This window comes from Mycobacterium tilburgii, assembly GCF_902168065.1.
GTDB classification, from domain to species: Bacteria; Actinomycetota; Actinomycetes; order Mycobacteriales; family Mycobacteriaceae; genus Mycobacterium; species Mycobacterium tilburgii.
The window spans coordinates 131,106-155,506 of the sequence record NZ_LR655690.1 but is presented as its reverse complement, the minus strand read 5'-3'; the positions used below and the strand labels follow the sequence as shown (position 1 = coordinate 155,506).

At 66.0% G+C, this 24,401-nt stretch carries 13 protein-coding genes, 1 tRNA gene and 7 pseudogenes; 16 read left to right on the top strand and 5 right to left on the bottom strand.

The window, feature by feature from the left end; genetic code table 11:
• Positions 1-6: 6 nt before the first annotated feature.
• The 4 genes and pseudogenes from FQ389_RS00700 to FQ389_RS00685 form a co-directional block, all read left to right on the top strand.
• Positions 7-661, top strand: a pseudogene (locus tag FQ389_RS00700) (acyl-CoA dehydrogenase family protein); the annotation flags it as partial.
• Positions 658-1,007 (top strand): annotated as a pseudogene (locus FQ389_RS00695) (MaoC family dehydratase); the annotation flags it as partial. The pseudogenes FQ389_RS00700 and FQ389_RS00695, both read left to right, overlap by 4 nt.
• A gap of 146 nt (positions 1,008-1,153) precedes the next feature.
• Positions 1,154-1,969 (top strand): HpcH/HpaI aldolase/citrate lyase family protein, encoded by an 816-nt coding sequence (locus tag FQ389_RS00690; protein ID WP_144205792.1) that lies wholly within the window; start codon positions 1,154-1,156, stop codon positions 1,967-1,969.
• Positions 1,970-2,966: 997 nt separating this feature from the next.
• Positions 2,967-3,692, top strand: a complete 726-nt coding sequence (locus FQ389_RS00685; protein ID WP_260860322.1) for a bile acid:sodium symporter family protein — start codon at positions 2,967-2,969, stop codon at positions 3,690-3,692.
• Positions 3,693-4,054: 362 nt separating this feature from the next.
• Here the strand turns inward: FQ389_RS00685 and FQ389_RS21850 are convergent, their stop codons facing one another.
• Positions 4,055-4,417: an enoyl-CoA hydratase-related protein gene (locus tag FQ389_RS21850; RefSeq protein ID WP_407662720.1), complete on the bottom strand. Its 363-nt coding sequence runs from the start codon at positions 4,415-4,417 to the stop codon at positions 4,055-4,057.
• The gene (locus FQ389_RS21845) at positions 4,314-4,628 is read right to left on the bottom strand and encodes an enoyl-CoA hydratase-related protein (RefSeq protein WP_407662713.1); all 315 of its coding nucleotides are present in this window, start codon (positions 4,626-4,628) and stop codon (positions 4,314-4,316) included. Before FQ389_RS21845 ends, FQ389_RS21850 begins: the two co-directional genes overlap by 104 nt.
• 96 nt (positions 4,629-4,724) lie before the next feature.
• Between FQ389_RS21845 and FQ389_RS00675 the strand changes: the two are divergent.
• A pseudogene (locus tag FQ389_RS00675) lies at positions 4,725-4,998 on the top strand (YdeI/OmpD-associated family protein).
• A gap of 652 nt (positions 4,999-5,650) precedes the next feature.
• Positions 5,651-6,013: a nitroreductase family deazaflavin-dependent oxidoreductase gene (locus tag FQ389_RS00670; RefSeq protein WP_144205791.1), complete on the top strand. Its 363-nt coding sequence runs from the start codon at positions 5,651-5,653 to the stop codon at positions 6,011-6,013.
• Here FQ389_RS00670 and FQ389_RS18455 read toward each other — a convergent pair.
• The 3 genes and pseudogenes from FQ389_RS18455 to FQ389_RS00660 form a co-directional block, all read right to left on the bottom strand.
• Positions 6,010-6,291 (bottom strand): cutinase family protein, encoded by a 282-nt coding sequence (locus tag FQ389_RS18455; RefSeq protein ID WP_260860320.1) that lies wholly within the window; start codon positions 6,289-6,291, stop codon positions 6,010-6,012. The two genes, FQ389_RS00670 and FQ389_RS18455, sit on opposite strands and share 4 nt — an antisense overlap.
• An 82-nt stretch (positions 6,292-6,373) precedes the next feature.
• Positions 6,374-6,577: pseudogene (locus FQ389_RS18450) on the bottom strand (cutinase family protein); the annotation flags it as partial.
• Positions 6,578-7,024: 447 nt separating this feature from the next.
• Positions 7,025-7,098, bottom strand: a tRNA-Arg gene (locus FQ389_RS00660).
• A gap of 491 nt (positions 7,099-7,589) precedes the next feature.
• On the opposite strand from FQ389_RS00660, the gene FQ389_RS00655 reads away from it, so the two are divergent.
• The 10 genes and pseudogenes from FQ389_RS00655 to FQ389_RS00610 all read left to right on the top strand — a co-directional run bounded on the left by FQ389_RS00655 (position 7,590) and on the right by FQ389_RS00610 (position 24,396).
• On the top strand, positions 7,590-8,159 hold the full coding sequence (locus FQ389_RS00655; protein ID WP_144205790.1) for an alpha/beta hydrolase: 570 nt from the start codon (positions 7,590-7,592) through the stop codon (positions 8,157-8,159).
• 161 nt (positions 8,160-8,320) lie between these two features.
• Entirely contained in the window at positions 8,321-9,727 is a 1,407-nt protein-coding gene (locus FQ389_RS00650) for a wax ester/triacylglycerol synthase family O-acyltransferase (RefSeq protein ID WP_144205896.1), read from the top strand.
• Positions 9,724-11,393 (top strand): annotated as a pseudogene (locus FQ389_RS00645) (HAD-IB family hydrolase). Before FQ389_RS00650 ends, FQ389_RS00645 begins: the two are co-directional and overlap by 4 nt.
• Positions 11,390-13,739, top strand: a pseudogene (locus tag FQ389_RS00640) (glycerol-3-phosphate 1-O-acyltransferase). The pseudogenes FQ389_RS00645 and FQ389_RS00640 overlap by 4 nt, the downstream one beginning before the upstream one ends.
• Positions 13,740-13,776: 37 nt before the next feature.
• Positions 13,777-15,819, top strand: coding sequence for a cytochrome c oxidase assembly protein (locus FQ389_RS00635; protein WP_144205789.1), 2,043 nt, complete (start codon positions 13,777-13,779; stop codon positions 15,817-15,819).
• 529 nt (positions 15,820-16,348) lie between these two features.
• Positions 16,349-16,631, top strand: a pseudogene (locus FQ389_RS21840) (single-stranded DNA-binding protein); the annotation flags it as partial.
• An 89-nt stretch (positions 16,632-16,720) separates the two neighbouring features.
• The gene (gene ettA, locus FQ389_RS00625; RefSeq protein ID WP_144205788.1) at positions 16,721-18,397 is read left to right on the top strand and encodes an energy-dependent translational throttle protein EttA; all 1,677 of its coding nucleotides are present in this window, start codon (positions 16,721-16,723) and stop codon (positions 18,395-18,397) included.
• Positions 18,398-18,500: 103 nt separating this feature from the next.
• Positions 18,501-23,327 carry an NAD-glutamate dehydrogenase gene (locus FQ389_RS00620; protein ID WP_144205787.1) on the top strand — a complete coding sequence of 1,609 codons (4,827 nt, stop codon included), beginning with the start codon at positions 18,501-18,503 and terminating at the stop codon, positions 23,325-23,327.
• Complete coding sequence (locus FQ389_RS00615; RefSeq protein ID WP_144205786.1) at positions 23,324-23,737, top strand: acyl-CoA thioesterase; 414 nt, start codon at positions 23,324-23,326, stop codon at positions 23,735-23,737. The genes FQ389_RS00620 and FQ389_RS00615 overlap by 4 nt, the downstream gene beginning before the upstream one ends.
• Complete coding sequence (locus FQ389_RS00610; RefSeq protein ID WP_144205895.1) at positions 23,734-24,396, top strand: hypothetical protein; 663 nt, start codon at positions 23,734-23,736, stop codon at positions 24,394-24,396. Before FQ389_RS00615 ends, FQ389_RS00610 begins: the two co-directional genes overlap by 4 nt.
• Positions 24,397-24,401 lie beyond the last annotated feature (5 nt).

Here is a 24,401-nt window from a genome sequence, read left to right as displayed (position 1 = left end):
CCAGCAACAGGAACGGCCGTCACCGCCGTCACCGGCACAGTCGGCGACAGCAAGAAGGAGATCTCCACGATCATCGTTCCCAACGGCACACTGGGATTCACCGTCGAGCCGGTCTACAACAAGGTCGGCTGGAACGCCTCGGACACCCATCCGCTGACTGTCGCCGACGCCCGAGTCTCCGAGGAAAACCTGCTGGGAGCCCGGGGAACCGGGTACGCGAACTTCCGGTCGATCCTCGACGAGGGGCGCATCGCCATCGCCGCGCTGGCCACCGGCGTGGCGCAGGGGTGCGTGGACGAAAGCGTCAAGTACGCCAAGGAGCGCGAATCGTTCGGCAAACCGATCGGTTCCTACCAGGCGATCAGCTTCAAAATCGCACGGATGGAGGCACGCGTCCACGTCGCCCGCACCGCTTACTATGACGCCGCGGCAAAGATGTTGGCGGGCAAGCCTTTCAAGAAGGATACGGCGATCGCGAAGATGATCTCCTCGGAGGCCGCGATGGACAACGCCCGCGACGCCACCCAGATCCACGGCGGGTACGGCTTCATGAACGAGTATCCGGTGGCGCGGCACTACCGCGACAGCAAGATCCTCGAAATCGGCGAAGGGACCACCGAAGTGCAAGAAGCTGAACGCGCGATCGCTGGGCTTGTCATGAGCGAAGGCAAGTCCGTTGTGCAGCGTGGCCTGTGGTTCGAGGAATTCGAGATCGGCACGACCTATTTGCACCGGCCGGGCCGTACCGTCACCGAGGCTGACAATGTGCTGTTCACCACGCTGACCATGAACACCCAGTCGCTGCACCTCGACGCGGCCTGGGTCGCCGAACAGCCGGTCTTTCGCGGCGAGCGGCTGGTGAACTCGTCACCCTCTCTACGCTGGTCGGGTTGTCGGTGTCGCAGTTGATGCTCGGCACCATCGTGGCCAATCTAGGTTTCTCCGAGGTCTCCTTCCCGAAGCCGGTGTTCCATGGCGACACCCTGTACGCGGAAACCGTCTGCACCGGTAAGCGCGAGTCGAAGAGCCGGCCAGGGGAGGGTATCGTCACCCTCGAGCACACCGGCCGCAACCAGCACGGAGACATCGTCGACCGCGTGGTGCGAACGACGCTCGTCCAGAAACGCCCGAGCAGCCAGGAGGCCGAGTTAATCTGCAAGCCGCGGGCCCGGCGTGGCTGTTCTGCCCGGCCGATCGGCCCGAGCGCTACGCGAAGGCGGCCGCCGCGGCCGACGTCGTTATCCTCGACCTCGAGGACGGTGTCGCCGAAGCGGACAAGCCCGGCGCCCGCAAGGCGTTGCAGGACACCCCGGTCGACCCGGAGCGCACCGTGGTCCGGATCAACGCGGCCGACACCGCCGAGTACCCCCGCGACCTCGAGGCACTGGCCGGCACCGCGTACACCACGGTGATGCTGTCCAAGACCGAATCGGCGGCACAGGTGACGGCCCTGGCGCCGCGGGACGTCATCGCGCTGCTGGAGACGCCACGCGGTGCTGTCTTCGCGGCCGACATCGCCGCGGCGCAGAACACAGTGGCACTAATGTGGGGGGCCGAGGATCTGGTCGCCACCCTCGACGGCAGCTCCAGCCGTAAGGCCGACGGCTCGTACCGGGATGTCGCTCGCCACGTGCGGTCGACGGTGCTGCTCACCGCGAACGCGTTCGGTCGCGTCGCGCTCGACGCCGTGTACCTGGATATCCCAGATCTCGAGGGACTTCGGGCCGAGGCCGAAGACGCGGTGGCCCTGGGATTCGCCGGGACCGTGTGCATTCACCCCAGCCAGGTTGCCGTGGTGCGCAAGGCGTTTCGGCCTACCGAGGAAAAGTTGGACTGGGCGCGCCGGGTACTGGCAGCGGCACAGCACGAGCGCGGCGTGTTCGCGTTCGAGGGGCAGATGGTGGACTCTCCGGTGCTCAAGCACGCGGCCACGCTTCTGCGGCGCGCCGGAGAGTCCGTGTCGGACTGAGGTTCGCCACGCCGCCCAACCAGGCTCGGCGGGGCGCGGTCGAAAACCGTTAATATTCGCCGCTCCGCTCTGCGGATTTATGACACTCCAGTTACCGTGCTGCCGTCGCCCGGTACGGCTGTTGCGGTATTGCGCACCCGGCCTTTTCGGGTGTTAACAAGATCGCAAAGGAGCCGAAACGTATGCGAATGCCGCGACCGCAAAATCGTCGTAATCTTTGGTCGACCACAAGACAGTTGCTCGCTGCGCTGACTGGCTGTACGGAAGGAACGAGAACATGACCATCGTGCGGGGCCTTGTCGTAACCGCTATCTGCGCCGGTTTGGCTGTCGGTTCGGCAGGCGCGGCGTGGGCCGACACACCCACGATGAACGGGTCGTACACCGAGACCGTCACGACCCCGAGCGGCCACACGATCGACAATAGCTGGGCGGCCAACTCTTGCGGTAACGGGTGTCTCTGGGTCAAGGCCGGACTGGGGGCCAGTCAGGCACGATTGGTCGACGGACAGTGGGTCATGGACACCGTGAGCAACGTCAGTTGCCCGGACGGCAGTTAGACCCTCTACGGCACGACCACCCACACAACGTGGGACCCCAACACCCTGACCGGGACGTCCGCCCACACCTACATCCTCGGAGCCTGCGGGCAACCCGCCGGGCTACATGCAGGTCGACCAGATAACGATCAAAGCCGCGTAATAACACGTGCGCCGTAAAGCCCCAGAGTCCTCGGATTCAGGGGCTTACGCCATTAGCTGACGGCAATTCCGTGCCGTGTGCTCGATCGCCCCATGGGGTGATTTCCGGGCCGCTTTTCGGGATTTCGGTACGGCCGTCGCCGGAAGAGGCCGCGCAACCGGGTTGGGCGCCATGATGTCGCAGCTGCCGACTGCTCGCATTCCGGGCAGACCGGCGCGGTATAAGGCAAGCTGACTATCCGCGCCGATCAATCCGACGGTCGCCGCGCGACGACATCGACGACCTCGGGGAGCGTTATGGGCAACCAGTACTTCCCGTTGGTCGCTGCCGTGGTGATGCTTGCTCTCGGGCTCACACTTACCGTCGCCGACTTCAAGCGGGCAGCCGCCTTGCGCCGGCCGCTGGCGGTAGCGCTGCTCTGCCAAGCGCTGGTGCTGCCCGTCCTGTGCCTGGTGATCGCCGGGGCCTTTCACTTGGAGCCGCCGCTGGCGGTGGGGCTGGTGCTGATGGCCGCCACCCTGGGCGGGACGATGGCCAACATCTTGAAGTCACTTGTTCAACGGAGATCTGGCGCTCAACCTCACGCTGGCGGCCATCAATGCTGCGCTGTCGGTCTTCACCTGCCGGTGATTTTGGCGGCATCGATGAGCTGGTTTCTGGGCGAGGGGCGCTTCATCCCGTTGCAGCTGGACAAGTTCTTCGCGGTATTCGCCCTGATACTCATCCCCACCGCGGTCCGCCATCGCTTCCCCGGGTTCGCCCGGCGATTGCAGCGCCCGATCAAGATCGTCGCGGCGGCGCTGGTCGTCCTGGCCGTGACGGCTCGCGATCGCCGGGGGACGAACGACGCTGTCGCACAACTTCGGCGTGCTCAGCGCAGCGGTGATGATCTTCTGCGCCGTCAGCCTGTCCGTCGGCTACCTGGTGCCGCGCGCGATGCGGTTGGGCCCACCCCAGGCGACCGCGGTCAGCCTCGAGGTCGGGCTACACAACACCGTGGTGGCGCTGAGTGTGGCGTCTGAGCCCCCAGTTGCTCAACAGCGCCGAAATGGCAACTCTCGCAGCCATGAACGGCGCGCTTGCGCCGTTCATGGCTGCGGTGTTCATCGTCGCTGCCCGCCGCGTCGACCCCGGATTCCGCATCAGGGGCCCGGCCTGCATGGCGACCGGACCCCGCGGTTAGGCCCTACTTGCGTCGTGCCGCGGCCAGCCGGTCGGCGAATTCCGGCGACTGGATCGAGGACACCTGCGGCCCCAGCTCAGTGTGCATCGCCAATTCGTGGTGCTCGACGTCCAGCGCCCCCGGGACTGGCGGTGGCGTGCATGGTCGCCTTGGTGGCCAGCACCACCCTGTGTGGGGCCGAGGCGGGTCCGGCGGCGAGCTCTAACGCCGCGGCGACCGGATCGTCGGCAACGCTGAGCGCCAACCTGTACCGCACGGCGCTTTCGGCATCGAAGCGCATGCCGAATACGAGGGCGGCCCGAGCGACCTGCAGGCCGACCGCCCGGTGCAGCATCCACGTCGCGCCGCCCCCGGATGTAGCCCCAGCTTCTGAAACCGGGGGTCGAACAATGCTCCCGGCCCGGCTATGCGCACGTCGGCCGCCAGCGCCAGGTTCAGCCCGGCGCCCACCGCGGCGCCATTAACGGCGGTGGATGGTCGGCAGCGTGCAACTGCCCACGGCCATGGCCCGTCGTAGAGCTGTTGTAGGCCTGATTCCGCGGCGCCGGCTCCCGCGGCGCCCAGGGCGCTCAGGTCCGCGCCGGCGCAGAAAGCCTTGCCCGCCCCCGGTGACGACGACGGCATGTACGCCCGGGTCGGCTTCGGCGCGCTCGACCGCGGCGCGCAGCTGCGCGGAGCTCTCACCCGTCAGCGCGTTACGCCGGTCGGGGTCGTTAACGGTGATAAGCGCGACGCGATTCTCCATTCTGAACAAGACGAAATCGGATTGAGCCATCGTTAAAGGCCACTTGGCGTCGTAACGTCAAGAATTTGTCATGGATTCCGAGCAGCACGACGGGGGTGGCTCGTCGCCGGTGGCTACTCTGACCGGATGGCCAGTCAACGCATACCCGGTGGGGTGGTGCACAAGCTTTCCCGCGGACCTGCGCGAGGCATTAATCGGCAACCCGACCGCATTTTGCCGCTTGGGAAGACATCACCCCCTTGGCGCGCAACGAGTTCATCTGCTGGGTGGAGGACACTAAGCAAGAGGGCGGACCCGGCAGCGCCGCATTCGCCGGACTCAGGAAGAGCTGGAGGAGGGCCAGCGCCGACCGTGTTACTGGCCCGGGCTGCAACACCGCGAACGCACCGGGCGCCCGTAGCCGGCTGTCGAGTTGCGCTCAGCCGCGCCCTATCCCGAGCCGCCGCTCGATCCCGGTGCGCCGCCACCGCCCTGAGCGGCAATCCGCGTCACAAGTTTTACCGCAGAAACTCGTCGGCGCTCTCCACGATCGGGTCGACGAACTCCGGCTTGTAATATAAGTCGAAGGATTCGCATTTTCCGACACGACCAGCCGCTTTTTCTCGGCCGGTATTGACTCGTAAAATCGCGAAGTTTGTCGACCGAAACGACTCCAGGAAAGTGGACACATTCTCAATCGCGCACGCGCCCATGCGTCGTCAGGGATTTCGTCACCACCGGATGAGCCGGACGGCATCCCTAGTGAATTAGGTTGTGATGCCGATATTTTCGATTGCCGAACAGGTTCGCGACGAACGGTACGTCAAAGCGTAGTGATTGTATTTGTGTTTCAACGAAATTCAGGTCGGCAGCACTCGTTGTCATGAATTACGGTGCGCCTGAACTCGGTCTACGATGTGGGACATGCAGATTCCCGAGGTGGCACCGGCCAGCCCTTTCGCTCACCGTGCGGTCACGCAAATTGCCACGTCGCCGCTGGGCATCTGGGTGATGCGCCATATCGCCCCGCATCTGGACCAAGCCCTGATTCGGTTCAGTGGCGGTCGTTGTCGATGGTCACACCGTTTCCGGCGTTGCTACTCGCCCATATCGGCGCCAAGTCGGGAATCCCGCGTACGTCCACGGTCGTCTACTTCACCGACTGGGGACGGGTGATCGTGATCGCCTCGAATTTCGGTTCGCCGCGTAATCCGGTTTGGTATCACAACGTCAAGGCCCATCCCGAGGTGACGATTGAGGCGGGTCGATTCGGCGGGCGTTTTGTCGCCGAGGATGTCACCGGGATCGAGAGCGACCGGTTGTTCGCCCTCGCCCGAGGCGCGACGTCGCCCTACGGCAGATACCAGGACACCGCGGGATCTAGACTCAATTCCGGTGGTAGCGTTCACGCCCGCTTTCTGATCCGTCCGGGTTAGACGTGGCTTGCCACGAAAGACGCTGCCTGACTGGGCATTCCGGACCCTGCATAGGAAAGCGCGGCTGCAGAGAACAGCTCGTCGTGGGACCGAAGCGCCAGCGGTCCGCCGGGTGTGCACACCGGATCGCCGGGCGCGCAGAGGTCAATGGCCTTGGCCCCGTACCACGGACTGACTTCGCTCACCGGAGCTCCCAGGTATCGGTCCGACGGGTTGCCGAACAGCGCCAGCGCGGCGACATGGTCCGCCTCGTCGGACGTGAGAATGTCGGGGATCAAGCACGATGGGTGCTCGGGCGATCGTCGCCAGGTCTGCCATGGCGCCTAAGGAAGTTCCGTCGAGCACCAGTTTGGTGTTGGGACAGTCGGCAACCATCGATCGCACGTGTGCGTGCACGTCGCTGCCCCCGGCGGATGTCGACGGGGCGAAATCCTCGCCGGCCGGGTAGTTGACCGCGTACACCCCAACGGTGTGCCCGCCAACCTGCGAGTGCAGTGAGTCAATGAATTCCTGGCCGACGGCGCCGACCCCGGGTGGCTCGCCGGTGGCGCGAGCGTAGCTCACCTCGATGTCGGGGCATGGCGCGGCGGATGCTGGGGCGGCCGCGAATGGGTAGGTTCAACAGCGTCGCGCAGGGCTGCTGCGGCGGCGCCCCAGGGACCAGCGAATCGGCCTGCAATCACGCTCCCATGCTGACATATCGAGTACAGCAACCAAGCGGCCGTCACCAACGGGTCGCTGTCCCAGCTGTTGCACGTCGTGACGCGCATGGAGGCGGCCGGTTATGTGCGTCGCCGGCCCAATCCCGGCGACGGGCGTCTCACCGATGCGATATTGACCGACAGGGGGTTTGAGAAAGTCAGCGCCGTGGCGCACGGTCACGTGGCGGCTGGTGCGGTCCTACGTCTTCGACAGGCTCACGACCGAGCAGGTGGCGCAGCTGACCGATCTGCTCACCCGGATCGCCCCGGACGCCAAGCCATCATGCCCGGGTGACAAACCCGGCTAAAGTGCCCCCGGCACGACTCGAACGTGCGACCTAGGGATTAGAAGGCCCTTGCTCTATCCATCTGAGCTACGGAGGCAATGCGCAGGCCAGTCTATCCAGGAATGCCCATTGTCCCGACTCGCCGACGCGACACGCGCGAAAAGCATTGCACCGCTATTGATATCGTTTAGCGTATAGACGCTCGACACACGGACAATATCAGCTGGTAAACGGCTGTTAACCGCAACGAGGCGTGTGCATGAGGTCGAGGAGTGCCGTTCGATGGGCGTGGCCACGAGCATGACTGCGCGGTATGCCGGGACTGGTTCCTAGGCGTTTCGCCTGGTCGCGGACGCCAAGGGGGCGGCCGCCCTGCTGATGCGCGGCCCCCCGTCCCCGGTGGGCTGGTTTGCCGGCTGGCTGACCACGGAATTTCTGCCGCACGTGGTGACCGGGTACGCCTTGTCCCGGGTGTCGGCGCCCACTGGGCTGTCCAGCGTGGGAAGCAGACTCTCACCGCGGCGCTCGAAGAGTCGTTTGGGCCGGGCTACGGCGACCAGGTTTCCCACTCGCATGTGACGAGTCCGAGTGCGGACCCCGCGGCGGACTGTTGGGCAGGCCCGGCCCGCACCGCCGGTACGCGGCACAAACCTCCGACATCTCGTACTGGCCGCGCTGACCCCCGACGACCCGCAATTTCAGCCCGTGTTCGAAGACGCCGACACCACGGTTCAGGCGGCGGTACCCTATTACAGGGTCTACGACTTTACCAACGCCGACACCATGCACGAGCCGATGATGTCGTTCCTCGAGAGTTCGTCATGCGCGCCCGCTACGCCGAAACACCCGAGCGGTTCCGCGCGGCGTCGCCAAGTTCCTACGTTCATGACCAAGCCGCCCTTCTTCGTGCTGCACGGAGAGAAGGACGAACTGGTGCCATGCGCACAGGCCCGAGACTTCTGCGAGGCGATGCGTACCGCGGGCGCCGCGGTCGTGGCGCACGCGGAGCTCGCCAACGCGCATCACACGTTCGACATCCTGTCCACGGCCCGGTCACGGCTGGCCGCCGACGCCGTCGCCGACTTTTTGGGCATCGCCTACCGTCGAGACAGCTCGCCGATCGACTCCTGGCCGCTCTCGACGACCTCTGCCAGCTGAATTGCGAAAGGTTAACAGTGCGCGGCCGGCTCTTGTAGCGACCGAATCGTGCCTTTCACCAGCGGGTCAACCCGACTAGCGTTGGTGGGGCTATCGGGTGGTGAAGCTGAGTCAGGAGGCTTGATCGGCTGTGACGAGGTTGACGCGTCGAGTTGATGACCATGGTTGAGCCCGACAGACGTCCCTGGTTGCCCGACGAGCTGGGGACCGTGGACTGTCTGCTGCATCGGGGCGAGGTCAATCCGCGCATCCGGTCGGGCGTCATGGCGCTGGAACTGCTTGACACCACGCCGGACTGGGACCGGTTCCGGACCCGGTTCGAAAATGCGTCCCGAAAGGTGTTGCGGCTTCGGCAGGAGGTCGTCGTGCCGACACTGCCGACCGCGTCGCCGCGCTGGGTGGTCGATCCCGACTTCAATCTGGACTTCCACGTCCGCCGGCTTCGGGTATCCGAACCGGGCACGCTGCGTCAGGTGTTCGATCTCGCCGAGCTGGTTTTGCAGTCGCCACTAGACATCTTGCGGCCGATGTGGACGGCCACCCTGGTCGAGGGACTGCTCGACGGCCAGGCGGCGACGCTGCTGCACATCAGCCACGCCGTCACCGACGGTGTCGGTGGCGTCGAGATGTTCGCCGAAATCTACTATCTCGAGCGCGATCTGCCGGCCAAACCGACGCCGCCGGTGCCCGTCCCGCAGGACCTGTCGCCCGACGACCTGATGCGGCAGGGCCTGAACCGCTTGCCGCTGAACATCGTCGGCGGTGTCGCGGTCGCGGTGGCCGGGGCGGTGTCGGGAATCGTGGACTACGCGGTGTCGGGAGTTCGGGTGATCAACCGCGCCGCGGAGCCCTCGCTGCTGTTGCGCCGGCGCAGCCTGACCTCGCGCACCGAAGCGATCGACATCCGGCTCTTCGATCTGCACAAGGCGGCCAAGGCCGGTGGCGGGTCGATCAACGACACCTACCTGGCAGGTCTGTCGGGCGCGCTGCGGCGTTACCACCATGCGCTCGGAGTATCGATCAGCACATTGCCGATGGCGGTGCCGGTCTCGTTGCGGGCCGACGCTGACACCACCGGCGGCAACCGGTTCACCGGCGTGAACCTGGCCGCACCGCTGGGTACCGCCGATCCCGTGTCGCGGATGAAGAAGATGCGCGCCCAGATGACCCAGCGCCGCGACGAGCCGGCGATGAATATCATCGGTGCACTGGCGCCGATGCTAGCGTCTGTGCTGGAGGGCATCAACGGCTTGGACGTGCAGGCCAGCAATGTCCCCGTGTACCCGGGTTACACCTACATCGCCGGTGCAAAAGTTTTGTGGCAGTGCGGTATCGGTCCGCTACCCGGGGTCGCGATGATGGTGGTGCTGATTTCCCGAGGGGGGTGGTGCACCATCACCGTGCGCTATGACCGGGCCGCCGTGCGCGAGGAAGCGTTGTTCGCCCGATACCTGCTCGAGGGTTTCGACGAGATTCTCGCGCTGGCGGGTGATCCACCGCCACGCGCGGTTCCTGCCTCGTTCACCGACCAAACCGATGCGGCGTCACGATTGGTGTCGAGCTCATGAGCCGCGAAGACACCCAGAAAGATGCGCCCGCAAAGGATTTGCGGCTACCCGGTTCGGTCGCCGAGATCCTCGCCAGCCCGCCCGAGCCCAAGATCGGTGCCTTCTTCGATCTGGACGGGACCCTCGTCGCGGGTTTCACCGCCGGCATCCTGACCCAGGAGCAGCTGCGTCGGCGCGACATGGGCATGGGCGAGTTGCTCTCTATGGTGCAGGCGGGACTGAACCACACGCTCGGACGGATCGAGTTCGAAGATCTGATCGGCAAAGCTTCGGCCGCGCTGGCCGGCCGGCTGCTGACCGACCTGTATGAGATCGGCGAGCGCCTTTTCACCCAGCGGATCAGGTCGCGCATCTACCCGGAGATGCGGGAGTTGGTGCGCGCCCACGTCGCTCGCGGCCACACCGTGGTGCTCAGCTCGTCCGCGTTGACCATCCCAGGTCAACCCGGTGGCACGCTTCCTGGGCATCAGCAACACCCTGACCAACAAGTTCGAGACCAACGAGGACGGGCTGCTCACCGGCAAGGTCGTGAAACCGATTCTGGTGGGGTCCAGGCAAAGCAGCTGCGGTACAACGGTTTGCGGCCGAGCATGATATCGATCTTAAGGACAGCTACTTCTACGCCGACGGTGACGAGGACGTCGCGTTGATGTACCTGGTCGGTAACACACGACCGACGAATCCCGAAGGTAAGATGGCCGTGGTCGCCAAGCGGCGCGGCTGGCCGATCCTGCGGTTCACCAGCCGCGGCCCGGTGGGGTTGCGACGGCAGATACGGACCCTCGCCGGCATCGGGTCGATGTTCCCGGTCGCGGCCGGCGCCGTGGGTGTCGGGCTGTTGACCGCCAGCCGCCGGCGTGGCGTCAACTTCTTTACCTCGACGTTCCCGCAGTCGTTGCTGATGACCGCCGGCGTGAGTCTGAACGTCATCGGCAGGGAGAACCTGACCGCGCAACGTCCCGCGGTGTTTATCTTCAATCACCGCAACCAGATTGATCCTCTTATCGCCGGCTCGCTGGTGCGCGACAACTGGGTCGCCGTGGGCAAGAAGGAATTGCAGAGGGACCCGATCATCGGCACGTTGGGCCGGTTGACCGACGGCGTGTTCATCGACCGCGACGACCCGGTCGCCGCCCTCGAGACGATGCGCACGGTCGAGGAGCGGGCGAAGAAGGGTCTGTCGATTCTGATCGCCCCCGAAGGCACTCGGATGGACACCACCGAGGTCGGTCCGTTCAAGAAGGGACCCTTCCGGATCGCGATGGCGGTTGGAATTCCCATCGTGCCCATTGTGATTCGCAACGCGGAGATCGTTGCCGCCCGCAGCTCCACCACGATCAACCACGGCACGGTGGACGTCGCGGTGTTCCCGCCGATTTCGGTGCAGGACTGGACCGTTGAGACGCTGCCGGACCGCATCGCCGAGGTACGCCAGCTGTATCTGGACACCTTGGCGAACTGGCCGGTGGACGAACTGCCCCATCTCGATCCGTACACCGAGAAGAAGGCAGTCAAGAAGGCCCCGGCCAAGAAATCGAAGCCCAAATCCGAACCCGAGCAGCAGCATCCGAACCAGTCGGAGGCCGCGCTCAACGACGGTCAGGCCCCGCAACCGGCGACGGAGCCGTCCGGCGACACAACGCACCGGCCCGACGAGTCCACGTGACACAACTGGCCGCGGCTAGCAGCGCAGTCCTGACCGCACAGTATTCGCTGCTGCTAGCGTCCATGGGGTACGGCGTCGAAACTCAGCTGGTGATGGAGTGGCTGGGTCAGCAACGAGCGCGTAATCCTGACGCGAAGTTCGACGTGCTCACATTGCCCGCCGATGCATCACCGTCGGCCCTGAGTCTTCTTGTCGATCGACTCGCTTCAGGTGAAGACCGTGCCATCATGCCGGTGCGGGTGTTCTGGCTGCCCACCCCGGATCGTGGCAGAGTCGCGAAACTTGCCGGGTTGCTTCCCGGCTGGGATCCCTACCACCCCAAACCTCGTCGTCAGCGTCACATCGTGCGCAACGATCCGCACCGGGCCCGGGTGGTGGCCGGTGAAGCGGCCACTGTGTCCGAACTACGTTAGCAGTGGCATGACACCACGGTCGGCGAAGACGAACGCGACTTCGCCCAATTCGTCACGCGTCGAGCGCTTTTGTCGTTGGAACGGGCCGAGTACTGAATACGGGGCCCGCAGTACAAGTCCCCCTGCTGTTGAAACCCGAGATTTTGGCGTCCAGCCGGTTCCGCGCGGGCTGAAGGCCATCCCGGGCGCAACCGTCGACGAGGCGGGCAAGATGCTCGACGAGCTGGCCACCGGGTGGAGCCGGGTGTCCGTCGACCTCGTTTCCGTTCTGGCACGGGCGATCTGCCGCGGATTCGACTCCGAGATCGACTATGACGCGTTCCAGATCGCCGCGATGCGCAATGCGCTGGAGATCCATCCCGCGGTGCTGCTGTTCTCGCACCGCTCCTATATCGACGGTGCGGTGGTGCCTGTGGCGATGCAGGAGAATCGGCTGCCGCCGGTTCACGTCTTCGCCGGCATCAACCTGTCCTTCGGCCTGATGGGCCCGCTGCTGCGGCGTTCCGGCGTCATCTTCATCCGCCGCGACATCGCCAACAACCCGCTCTACAAGTACGTCCTCCGGGAATACGTCGGCTACATCGTCGAGAGGCGGTTCAACCTGAGTTGGTCGATCGAGGGCACCCGGTCGTGCACCGGGAAGATGCTGCCGCCCAAACTCGGCTTGATGTCCTATGTGGGCGACGCCTATCTCGATGGCCGCAGCGAAGACATTCTGCTGCAACCGGTTTCGATTGGCTTCGACCAGCTGCACGAGACCGCCGAGTACGCGGCCTATGCTCGCGGCGGGGAGAATACATCCGAGAGTGTGTTGTGGCTGTACAACTTCATCAAGGCGCAGGGCGAAAGCAACTACGGCAAAATTTACGTCCGCTTCCCCGAAGCCGTCTCAATGCGCCAGTACCTCGGCCCGTCGCACGGTCCGCCGGCCCACGACCAGGACGCGAAACGCCTCGCGCTGCAAAAGATGTCGTTCGAGGTGGCGTGGCGGATTTTGCGGGCGACTCCGGTGACCGCGACGGGTTTGGTGTGCGCGTTGCTGCTCACCACCCGCGGCGCGGCACTCACGCTGGACCAGCTGTACCACACGCTGCAGGATTCGTTGGACTATTTGGACCGCAAGCACACCCCGGTCTCGGCCAGTGCGCTGCGGCTGCGCACCCGAAACGGGGTGCGCGCCGCCGTTGACGCCCTGTCGAACCGGCACCCGATCACCCGCGTCGACGGCGGGCGGGAACCGGTGTGGCTGATCGCGCCGGCAAGCAGCACGCCGCCGCGTTCTACCGGAAGTCGGTCATCCACGCCTTTTTGGAGACCTCGATCGTCGAACTCGCGCTGGGCGCACGCCCGAAACGTCGACGGCGACCGGATGGAGGCGTTCTGGGCGCAGGCGATGCGGCTGCGTGATTTGTTGAGGTTCGATTTTTATTTCGCCGACTCGGTGGCCTTCCGCGAGTACATCGCCGAAGGAGATGGCCTGGCATGACGACTGGGAAGCCCATGTCGTCGCCGGCGGTGAGGAGATCGACGCGATGCTGTTCGCCAAGCGGCCCTTGATGGCCGAGGCGATGTTGCGGGTGTTCTTCGAGGCCTACGAGATCGTCGCCGACGTGCTGCGCGATGCGCCCGCCGACGTCGGGCAGCGGGAGCTCACGGAGATGGCGCTCGGCGTCGGCCGCCAGTATGTGGCGCAAACCCGGGTGCGCAGCAGCGAATCGGTGTCCACGTTGCTCTTCGCGACCGCCCGGCAGGTCGTCGCCGATCAGATCTGATCGCACCGGCGCCGGATCTGGCCGAACACCGAGCCGCGTTCCGCCGCGAATTGCGGGCTATCCTGCGCGACTGCGGCTACGTCGAGAGCATCGCGCGCAACCAGTTCTTTGCCCGCGAATATCAGGCACGCCAGGAGGGCGGCGTCCGACAGGCCGGGTAGCGCGGGCTTTCCCAGAGTCCGCCCATACTCTGGATGCATGACGGGTCGGCAGTCCACCACCAGTGGGCAAGGGTTGGTGTGGCCGCTGTTGATCGCCGTCGCGGTGCTGGCCGGGGGTACGGCCGCCGGCATTGGAACGCTGTCACTGGCCGACGCACTGACCGCCACCGGATTACCCGACCCCGGTCCGGCGACCACGCTGGGCCTGCCGTTCGTCCGGGCAGCCGGGGAGATCGCCGCGGTGCTGGCCGTGGGGTCGTTCCTGTTCGCGGCGTTCCTGGTGCCGCCGCAGAAGTCCGGCGTGCTGGACGCCGGAGGCTACCGGGCTCTGCGGCTGGGTACGGTCGCGTCCGGGGTGTGGGCGGTATGCGCTGTCCTGCTGATCCCGCTGACCGTTTCCGACGTCTCCGGCCATCCGTTGTCCGAGCAACTCAACCCGCTGCGGCTGTGGTCGTTGGCCAGGCTGATCGCCACCGCCTCCGCGTGGCGCTGGACCGCGGTGCTCGCCGTGGTGGTGACGCTAGCTAGCTCGACGGTGCTGCGTTGGTCGTGGACACCGCTGTTGTGCGCCGGATCGGTGCTCACCCTGATCCCGCTGGGGCTGACCGGCCATTCGTCGGCCGGCGGCGCGCACGACCTGGCCACCAACAGCCTGTTGATCCATCTCGTCGCCGCCAGCGTGTGGGCCGGCGGCCTGCTGGCACTGCTGGCCCATTCGCTGCGCGGTGGCGATCATCTTGCCTTGGCGGCCCGGCGCTTCTCGATGATCGCTCTGTGGTGTTGGGTCGCGATGGGGCTCAGCGGTGTGATGAACGCCCTGGTGCGGGTGCTGCCGTCGGACCTGCTGACTACCGCCTACGGGGGGCTGGTGCTGGCGAAGTTCGTCGCGCTGTGTGCACTGGGCGCGCTGGGCTGGCGGCAACGCCGGGCCGGAGTCATCGCGCTGCAACGCGATCCCACGGCGCGCAAGGTTCTGACCCGGCTGGCGCTCGTCGAGGCGGTGCTGTTCGGCGTGACGTTCGGCATTGCCGTCGGGCTTGGCCGGACCCCACCGCCACCACCGAACCCGCTGCCGTCGATCCCGGAAGCCGAGATCGGCTACGACTTCGCGGGTCCGCCGACCTTGGCGCGCATCCTGTTCGACTGGCGCTTTGACCTGGTCTTCGGCACGGCCGCGATCGTTCTTGCCGCGCTGTACGTGGCGGCGGTGGTACGGCTACGCCGCCGCGGCGACCACTGGCCGCCCGGCCGTATCCTGGCGTGGCTGTTGGGGTGCCTGGCCCTGCTGTTTGTCACCTCATCGGGGGTGGGCCGCTACATGCCGGCGATGTTCAGCATGCACATGGCTGCGCACATGGGGCTGTCGATGCTGGTTCCGATCCTGCTGGTGTTGGGCGCGCCGGTCACCCTCGCGCTGCGCGCGCTGCCCGCCGCCGGCCGCGACGACCCGCCCGGAATGCGGGAATGGCTGGTGGCCGCCCTGCACAGTCGGGTGTCGCGCCTGCTGACCAATCCGATCGTGGCCACTGTGCTGTTCGTCGCCGGGTTCTACGGCCTGTACTTTGGCGGCATTTTCGACGCCGCCGCGGCCAGTCATGCCGGGCACCTGGCGATGAACGTGCACTTCCTGCTCAGCGGTTACCTGTTCTATTGGGTGGTGATCGGCGTGGATGCGACACCGCGGCCGATCCCGCCGCTGGCCAAGGTGGGCGTGGTATTCGCCTCGCTGCCCCTGCACGCCTTTTTCGGGGTGGAGCTGATGGGCACCCCTACCGTGCTCGGCGAGGCCTACTACCGGTCCCTCGGTTTGAGGTGGCACACCGACCTGCAGGGTGACCAGCACCTGGGCGGCGGTATCGCGTGGGCCGCGGGGGAGGTGCCGCTGGTGATCGTGATGCTCGCGCTGCTCGTGCAATGGGCGCGCAGCGACGAGCGGACCGCGCGGCGCCTCGACCGGGCCGCCGGCCGCGACGACGATGCCGATCTGACTGCCTACAACGCGATGCTGGCCGAACTGGCCGGCCTTGGCGGACCGCGAACTGCGGCGCAGGGATCCGCTTCGCCCGATCCACGGGCGTAACGTCGTGGCGGTTTCCGGCGAGGATTTTCGCCGTGAGGTTACGCTCGCGGATCTGTTGGGGAACGGATATGCGTTTCACTGGGTGCCGGGGCGTCTGCTGGTCGACGAGCCCTGGAAAGCAAACGCTCACCGATTCTCAGTCGTCTGCGCATGGCGGGTGAGTTGCAGTCCGCCTTCGCGATGATCGAGTGAATCTGACCCGGCACGCGGTCACCGTGATCAGGGGTGCGATGGCAAGGCAACGTGCCACCTAGTCCCTCGGTGCCGTTACCACCATGGATCCGCCGAGTCGGGCTTCGACGTCCCGAGCCGACGCATGTCAAACCCGACTTGGGTCAGGTGAGTGCGCATGCCGGTTCTGGTTGCGGAGTCTAACGAATCTTGTGATGTACCAACAGGTTTCATTGTCGATCCAGTGTCGCTCGCGTTGGTCTAGTTGGTGGTTGGTGGTGGTTGTGGTTGGAAGGGTTGGTACCACCACCTGTGGGGACGTTCGTCGGTGGGGTCGGGGATATTGGGGTGACGGTGGGGCGTCAGCGCCGCGCTGGGCAGAGGCGCACCTGTGATCGTGGTGGGCTTCGTCTACACCAGCGAGGACCGCGATGGCAATCGCAGGTCGTCACTTGAGATGCGCGCGACGTCTGTGGGACCCGATGTCTTGAGCGCGATCGTGCGCATCGAGAAGCCCGGCTACACCGGCCCCGGACACCGAACCCGCGCCCGCAGACACCGCAGCAGAACCGGCGGCCGACGGCGACACGACCGAATCCGGCGGCGCCGGTGACCCTAGCCGGCTCCCGCTGTCGGCCTAGCTGCCGGTTGGATGTCGGGTTGTCACTGTGGGTGATGCCTAGGATGGTCCGCGAGATCTTCTCAAAGACTAGAAAGGCAAAACCGCGGCATGGCTGAGTTCATCTACACGATGAAGAAGGTCCGCAAGGCGCACGGCGACAAGGTGATTTTGGACGATGTCACCTTGAGCTTCTTCCCGGGTGCGAAGATCGGCGTCGTCGGCCCCAACGGTGCCGGTAAGTCGAGCGTCTTGCGGATCATGGCCGGGCTGGACAAGCCGAACAACGGCGACGCGCTCCTGGCCAACGACGCCACGGTCGGCATTCTGCTGCAGGAACCGCCGCTCAACGAGGAAAAGACCGTGCGCGGCAACGTGGAGGAGGGCCTGGGCGCGATCAAGGTCAAGCTGGACCGCTTCAACGAAGTCGCCGAACTGATGGCCACCGACTACTCCGACGAGTTGATGGAGGAGATGGGCCGGCTACAGGAGGAACTCGACCACGCCGACGCGTGGGACCTGGACTCGCGGCTGGAGCAAGCCATGGATGCGCTGAGTTGCCCGCCGGCCGACGAACCGGTGACCAACCTCTCCGGCGGTGAGCGCCGTCGGGTGGCGTTGTGCAAGCTGCTGCTGTCCAAGCCCGACCTGCTACTGCTCGACGAGCCGACCAACCACCTCGACGCCGAGAGCGTGCAGTGGCTCGAACAGCACCTCGCCAGCTACGCCGGCGCGATCCTGGCCGTCACCCACGACCGCTATTTCCTGGACAACGTCGCCGAGTGGATCCTTGAGCTCGACCGGGGCCGCGCCTACCCCTACGAGGGCAACTACTCGACGTATCTGGAGAAGAAGGCCGAGCGCATCGCCGTCCAGGGCCGCAAGGACGCCAAGCTGCAGAAGCGGCTGACCGAGGAATTGGCCTGGGTCCGGTCCGGCGCCAAGGCCCGTCAAGCCAAGAGCAAGGCCCGCCTGCAGCGTTACGAAGAAATGGTCGCCGAGGCCGAGAAGACGCGGAAGCTCGACTTCGAGGAAATCCAGATCCCGGTCGGGTCGCGGCTGGGCAACGTGGTCGTCGAGGTAGAGCACCTGGACAAGGGCTACGACGGGCGCACCCTGATCAAGGACCTGTCATTCACCTTGCCCCGCAACGGCATTGTCGGCGTCATCGGTCCCAACGGTGTTGGTAAGACCACGCTGTTCAAGACCATCGTCGGGCTCGAGGAGCCGGACAGCGGCACGGTCAAGGTCGGCGAGACCGTCAAACTCAGTTACGTCGACCAGACCCGCTCCGGCATCGACCCGAAGAAAACCGTGTGGGAGGTGGTCTCCGACGGGCTGGACCACATTGTTGTCGGCCAGAGCGAGGTTCCATCGCGGGCCTACGTGTCGGCGTTCGGATTCAAGGGCCCCGACCAGCAGAAGCCGGCCGGAGTGCTCTCCGGTGGTGAACTCAACCGGCTCAACCTGGCGCTCACCCTCAAGCAGGGCGGCAACCTTATCCTGCTGGACGAACCGACCAACGACCTCGACGTGGAAACGTTGGGTTCGCTGGAGAACGCCCTCGAACAATTCCCCGGCTGCGCGGTGGTGATCTCGCACGACCGCTGGTTCCTCGACCGCACCTGCACGCACATCCTCGCGTGGGAGGGCGACGACGACAATGAAGCCAAGTGGTTCTGGTTCGAAGGAAACTTCGGTGCCTACGAGGAAAACAAAGTGGAACGTCTCGGAGTGGAAGCCGCCAGGCCGCACCGGGTGACCCACCGCAAGCTGACTCGCGACTAGTCTCAGCCTTGTCAGCTGCCCTGCGAGGACGCGTCCGGTTCGGCCGCCCAAGCCGGGAGCGACTGAATGAGGTGCCATCCGACCTGAGTAGGGAGCTAGCGGCATGACGATCGGTTCCGGACCGAAGCAGCAGACCACGCCGTGGACCTCGTTCACCACGATGTCGGAGATTTCCGAGTGGATCTCGAAGGCCTACATCGAGACCTACCGCGGCCCGCACGACGCCGAACCCGACGCCGCCGATAGCGGACCAATCGACCCGGCCATCGCCGCCGCGGCCGTCACCCCCGCGCTGCTGGGCGCGCACTACCGGCTCGGCCAGCACCGCCCGCCCGGCGCAAGCGGCGTCGCCGTGTACCCGCCCGACGATCCTGCGGGCTTCGGGCCCGCGTTGCAGGTCGTCACCGACCACGGCGGCATGCTGATGGACTCCATCACGGTGCTGCTGCACCGGCTCGGTGTCTCCTACACGGCGTTGATGACCCCGGTGTTCGACGTGCAGCGCGACCCGGCGGGCGAGTTGATCAGCATCGAGCCGAAGGCCCCCGGCACAGCGCAATACGTCGGCGAGGCCTGGATCCACATCCAGTTCGTGCCCTCGGTCGACACTAAGGTGCTCGCCGAGGTCGAGCGAGTCCTGCCCAAAGTGCTCAGCGACGTCCAGCAGGTGGCCGCGGACTCGGCTGCGATGATCGCCGTGCTGGGCAACCTGGCCGCCGACGTGGAAACCAATATCGGCGGCCGTTTCACCGCCCCCGACCGGCAGGACGTCTCGGAGCTGCTGCGCTGGTTGGGCAACGGGAATTTCCTGCTGCTGGGTTACCAGCGCTGCCTGGTGTATGACGGGCTGGTGTCGGGCGACGGCAGCGGCGGTCTCGGCGTGATGCGCGACCGCGTCGGTAAACGTCCGCGGCTGACCGACGACGACAAGTTGCTGGTGTTGGCGCAGGCTACCGTCGGCAGTTATCTGTGCTACGGCGCCTACCCGTATGCGATCGGGGTGCGTGAATACGTCGACGGCGAAGTGGTTGAGCACCGGTTCGTCGGGTTGTTCACGGTCGCCGCGATGAACGCCGACGTGTTGGAGATCCCGGAGATCTCGCGGCGGGTCCGCGAGGCCCTGGCGATGGCCGCCGACGACCCGGTGCACCCGGCCCAGTTGCTGCTCGATGTCATCCAGACCGTGCCGCGCTCGGAGTTGTTCACCCTCAGCGGCGAACGGCTTTTCACGATGGCCAAGGCCGTCGTGGATCTGGGCTCGCAACGCCGGGCGCTGCTGTTCGTGCGCGACGACCGGCTGCGCTACTTCGTGTCCTGCCTGGTGTACCTGCCCCGCGACCGCTACACCACGGCGGTGCGGCTGCAGATCGAAGAGATCCTGGTCCACGAGTTCGGCGGGACGCGGCTGGAATTCACCGCTCGGGTCAGTGAATCACCTTGGGCTCTCATGCATTTCATGGTCAGGCTGCCCGAGCAGGCGGGCCCGGTCGACGTTTCGGAAGCTAACCGGCTCCGGATTCAGGCGCTGGTCAGCGAGGCCGCCCGCACCTGGTCGGACCGTCTCGCCGCGGCCGCAACGACCGGCAGGGTCACCCACGTCGACGCCGAGCACTACGGCGAGGCATTCCCCGAGGCATACAAATCGGCGGTCAGCCCCGAAGACGCCATCGGCCAGATCGCCATCATCAAAGAGCTGACCGATGATTCGGTCAAGCTGGTGTTCGCCGAGGACGGCGACGGTCTTGCCCAGCTGACCTGGTTCCTGGGCGGGCACAGTGCCTCGCTGAGTCAGCTGTTGCCGATGCTGCAGAGCATGGGCGTGGTCGTGCTGGAGGAGCGCCCGTTCACGGTGACCCGACCAGACGGGTTGCCGGTGTGGATCTATCAGTTCAAGATCTCGCCGCACCCATCCGTCCGGGTGGCCGAGACGGCCGACGAGCACGAGGCGATGGCCGAGCGGTTCGCCGACGCGGTCACCGCGATCTGGCACGGCCGGGTCGAAATCGACCGGTTAAACGAGCTGGTGATGCGGGCCGGGCTGACCTGGAAGCAGGTCGTGCTGCTGCGCGCCTACGCAAAGTACTTGCGGCAGGCCAACTTTCCGTATAGTCAGTCCTACATCGAATCGGTGCTCAACGAGCATCCCTCGACTGCGCGCTCGCTCGTGCTGTTGTTCGAAGCGCTTTTCGATCCCAGCACTTCGGATTCGCCGACCAGCCGGGACGCGCAGGCCGCCGCGGTCGCCGCGGACATCGACGCGCTGGTGAGCCTGGACACCGACCGCATTCTGCGCGCGTTCGCCTCGCTGGTGCAGGCCACCCTGCGAACCAATTACTTTGTGACACGCGAAGGTTCTGCCCGGGCCCGCAACGTGTTGGCGCTCAAACTGAACGCCCAGCTGATCGACGAGCTGCCGCTGCCGCGGCCCAAGTACGAGATCTTCGTGTACTCGCCCCGCGTCGAGGGCGTGCACCTGCGGTTCGGCCCGGTGGCCCGCGGCGGCCTGCGCTGGTCGGATCGCCGCGACGACTTCCGCACCGAAATCCTGGGCCTGGTCAAGGCGCAGACGGTGAAAAATGCCGTCATCGTTCCGGTCGGCGCCAAGGGCGGCTTCGTGCTCAAGCGGCCGCCGCTGCTCACCGGCGACCCGGCCGCCGACCGCGACGCCACCCGGGCCGAGGGCGTCGCCTGCTACCAGCTCTTCATCTCGGGCCTGCTCGACGTCACTGATAACGTCGACCACGCCACCGGAAAGGTCAGTCCGCCACCGCAAGTGATTCGCCGCGACGGTGACGACGCCTATCTCGTGGTGGCCGCCGACAAGGGCACGGCCACCTTCTCCGACATCGCCAACGACGTCGCCAAGTCCTACGGATTCTGGCTGGGCGATGCGTTCGCCTCCGGCGGGTCGGTCGGCTACGACCACAAGGCGATGGGCATCACTGCCAAGGGAGCCTGGGAGGCCGTCAAGCGGCACTTCCGGGAAATGGGCGTCGACACCCAGACCGAGGACTTCACCGTCGTCGGCATCGGCGACATGAGCGGCGACGTGTTTGGCAACGGCATGCTGCTGAGCAAGCACATCAGGCTGATCGCCACGTTCGATCACCGGCACATCTTCCTGGACCCGGACCCCGACGCCGCGTCGTCGTGGACCGAACGACGGCGGATGTTCGACCTGCCGCGATCCAGCTGGGAGGACTACGACAAATCGCTGATCAGCGCCGGTGGCGGCGTCTACAGCCGCGACCAGAAGGCCATCCCGGTAAGCCCGCAGGTGCGCGCCGCCCTCGGCATCGGCGATGACGTCACCGAGATGTCCCCGCCGAACCTGATCAAGGCCATCCTGCTGGCGCCGGTGGACCTGCTGTTCAACGGCGGCATCGGCACCTACATCAAGGCCGAAACCGAATCTGACGCCGACGTCGGCGACCGCGCCAACGATCCGGTGCGCGTCAACGGAAACCAGTTGCGCGCCAAGGTCGTCGGCGAGGGCGGCAACCTCGGAGTGACGGCGTTGGGGCGGGTCGAATTCGACCTGGCCGGCGGGCGGATCAACACCGACGCGGTGGACAACTCGGCCGGCGTGGACTGCTCCGACCACGAAGTCAACATCAAGATCCTGATCGACTCGCTGGTGACCGCGGGCAAGGTTGACGTCGAGGAGCGCGGCCAACTGCTCGAATCGATGACCGACGAGGTCGCTCGGCTGGTGCTCACCGACAACGAGAACCAGAACGACCTGATCGGCACCAGCAGGGCCAACGCCGCCAGCCTGCTGCCGGTGCACGCCATGCAGATCAAACATCTGGAGGAACGCGGCGTCGACCGCGAGCTGGAAGCGCTGCCGTCGGAGCAGGAAATCGCGCGGCGCACCGAGGCCGGCATCGGGCTGACCTCACCCGAGCTGTGCACGCTGATGGCGCACGTCAAGCTGGCGCTCAAAGAGGAGATGCTGTCCACCGAGTTGCCGGAGCAGGACGTGTTCGCCTCGCGGCTGCCCCGGTACTTCCCGACGCCGTTGCGGGAGCGATTCGGTCCGGAAATCCGCACCCACCAGCTGCGCCGCGAGATCGTCACGACGATGCTGATTAACGAGCTGGTCGATGCCGCCGGTATCAGCTACGCCTTCCGCCTTAGCCAGGACGTCGGCGTCGGACCGATCGACGCGGTGCGCACCTGGGTGGCCACCGACGCCATCTTAGACGTGGAGCGCATCTGGCGCGGCATCCGGGTGGCAGACATCCCGGTCGCGCTGTCGGACCGGATGACGCTGGACACCCGGCGGCTGATCAACCGCGCCGGCCGGTGGTTGCTCAACTACCGGCCCCAACCGCTGGCCGTGGGCGCCGAGATCAATCGGTTCGCCGCCGAGGTCAAGGCATTGACTCCGCGGATGTCGGAGTGGCTGCGCGGTGACGACAAGGCGATCGTCGAACAGGAAGCCGCGGAATTCGCCGAGCAGGGCGCGCCCCAGGACCTGGCCTACCTGGTGGCGGCCAGCCTGTACCGGTTCAGCCTGCTCGACATCATCGACATCGCGGACATCACCGACACCGACTCTGCCGAAGTCGCCGACACGTACTTTGCGCTGATGGACCGGCTGGGCACCGACGGGCTGCTGACCGCGGTGTCCGCGCTGCCCCGCTATGACCGGTGGCATGCGTTGGCGCGCTTGGCTATTCGCGACGACATCTACGCCTCGCTGCGGTCGCTGTGCCTGGACGTGCTGGCGGTGGGGGAGCCGGACGAAAGTGGGGAAGAGAAGATCGCCGAGTGGGAACACATCAGCGCGTCCCGGGTGGAGCGGGCACGCCGCACGCTCACCGAGATCTACGAGAGCGGCGCGCCGGATCTTGCGACGCTGTCGGTGGCCGCGCGCCAGATCCGCCGCATGACCCGCACCAGCGGGCGGGGGACTTCCGGATGACAGTCGGGTTCGTGGCGCCGGTGCCGGTGCGGTGGTCGGACATCGACATGTACCAGCACGTCAACCACGCCACCATGGTCACCATTCTCGAAGAGGCGCGAGTTCCTTTCCTGAAGGAACCGTTCGGCGCCGACATCACCACGATCGGATTGCTGATCGCCGACGTGCGGGTCACGTACAAGGACCAGCTGCGGCTGGCCGACTCGCCGTTGCAGGTGACCATGTGGACCAAACGGTTGCGCACGGTCGATTTCACGCTGGGCTACGAAGTGCGTTCGGTGCTGGCCGCGCCGGATTCTAAGCCCGCCGTCATCGCGGAATCGCAGCTGGCCGCCGTGCACATCGAGGAGCAGCGGCTGGTGCGGCTGTCGCCACAGCATCGGGAGTATCTGCAACGGTGGCTGCGCTGACGGATCGCGGATTGTGGTTGGGCCCGGCGTCGACCCACGCCCAGCGGGCCGACCTGGCCGCCTTCGTCGATCATGCGCTGCGCCTCGACGAAGCCGCGGTGATTCGATTACGCACCCGGGATGCTGGGCTGCTCAAGGCTTGGCTGGCAACGGGTTTTGGCGTGCTAGCCAGCCGGGTCGTGTCGGGCACGGTTTGCCCGGACGACATGACCGTCGCCGCAGCGGATTTGGGCCGCGGCCTGGCCGCGATGGATGAAACCGGCTACGTAGAGCCGGGTTTCGCGATGGATTCGGCGTGGCGCGGTGCACTACCCCCGGAATCGGGTTTCACCCATCTCGACGACGTCCCCGCCCAGGTGATGCTGGAACTGGCGCAGCGCGGTGCGCAGCTGGCCAAGGAACACGGCAGCGCCCACGGCCCGCCCGTGTCGCTGCTCGATCAGGAGGTCATCCGGGTCAGCGCGGCCGACACCAGCGTGGGGCTGCCGATGCGCTGTGTGTTCGCCCTGACCGCAATGGGATTCCTGCCGCAGTCACCGAATGACGTCGGCGCCGACGAAATTATCAGGGTGAGAATAATGCCGGCCTGGTTGCGTCTGGACGCCAAATTCGGCACCGTGTACCGCCGGTGTGGGGACGCCGCCGTGGTGTTGCGCTGAGGTCG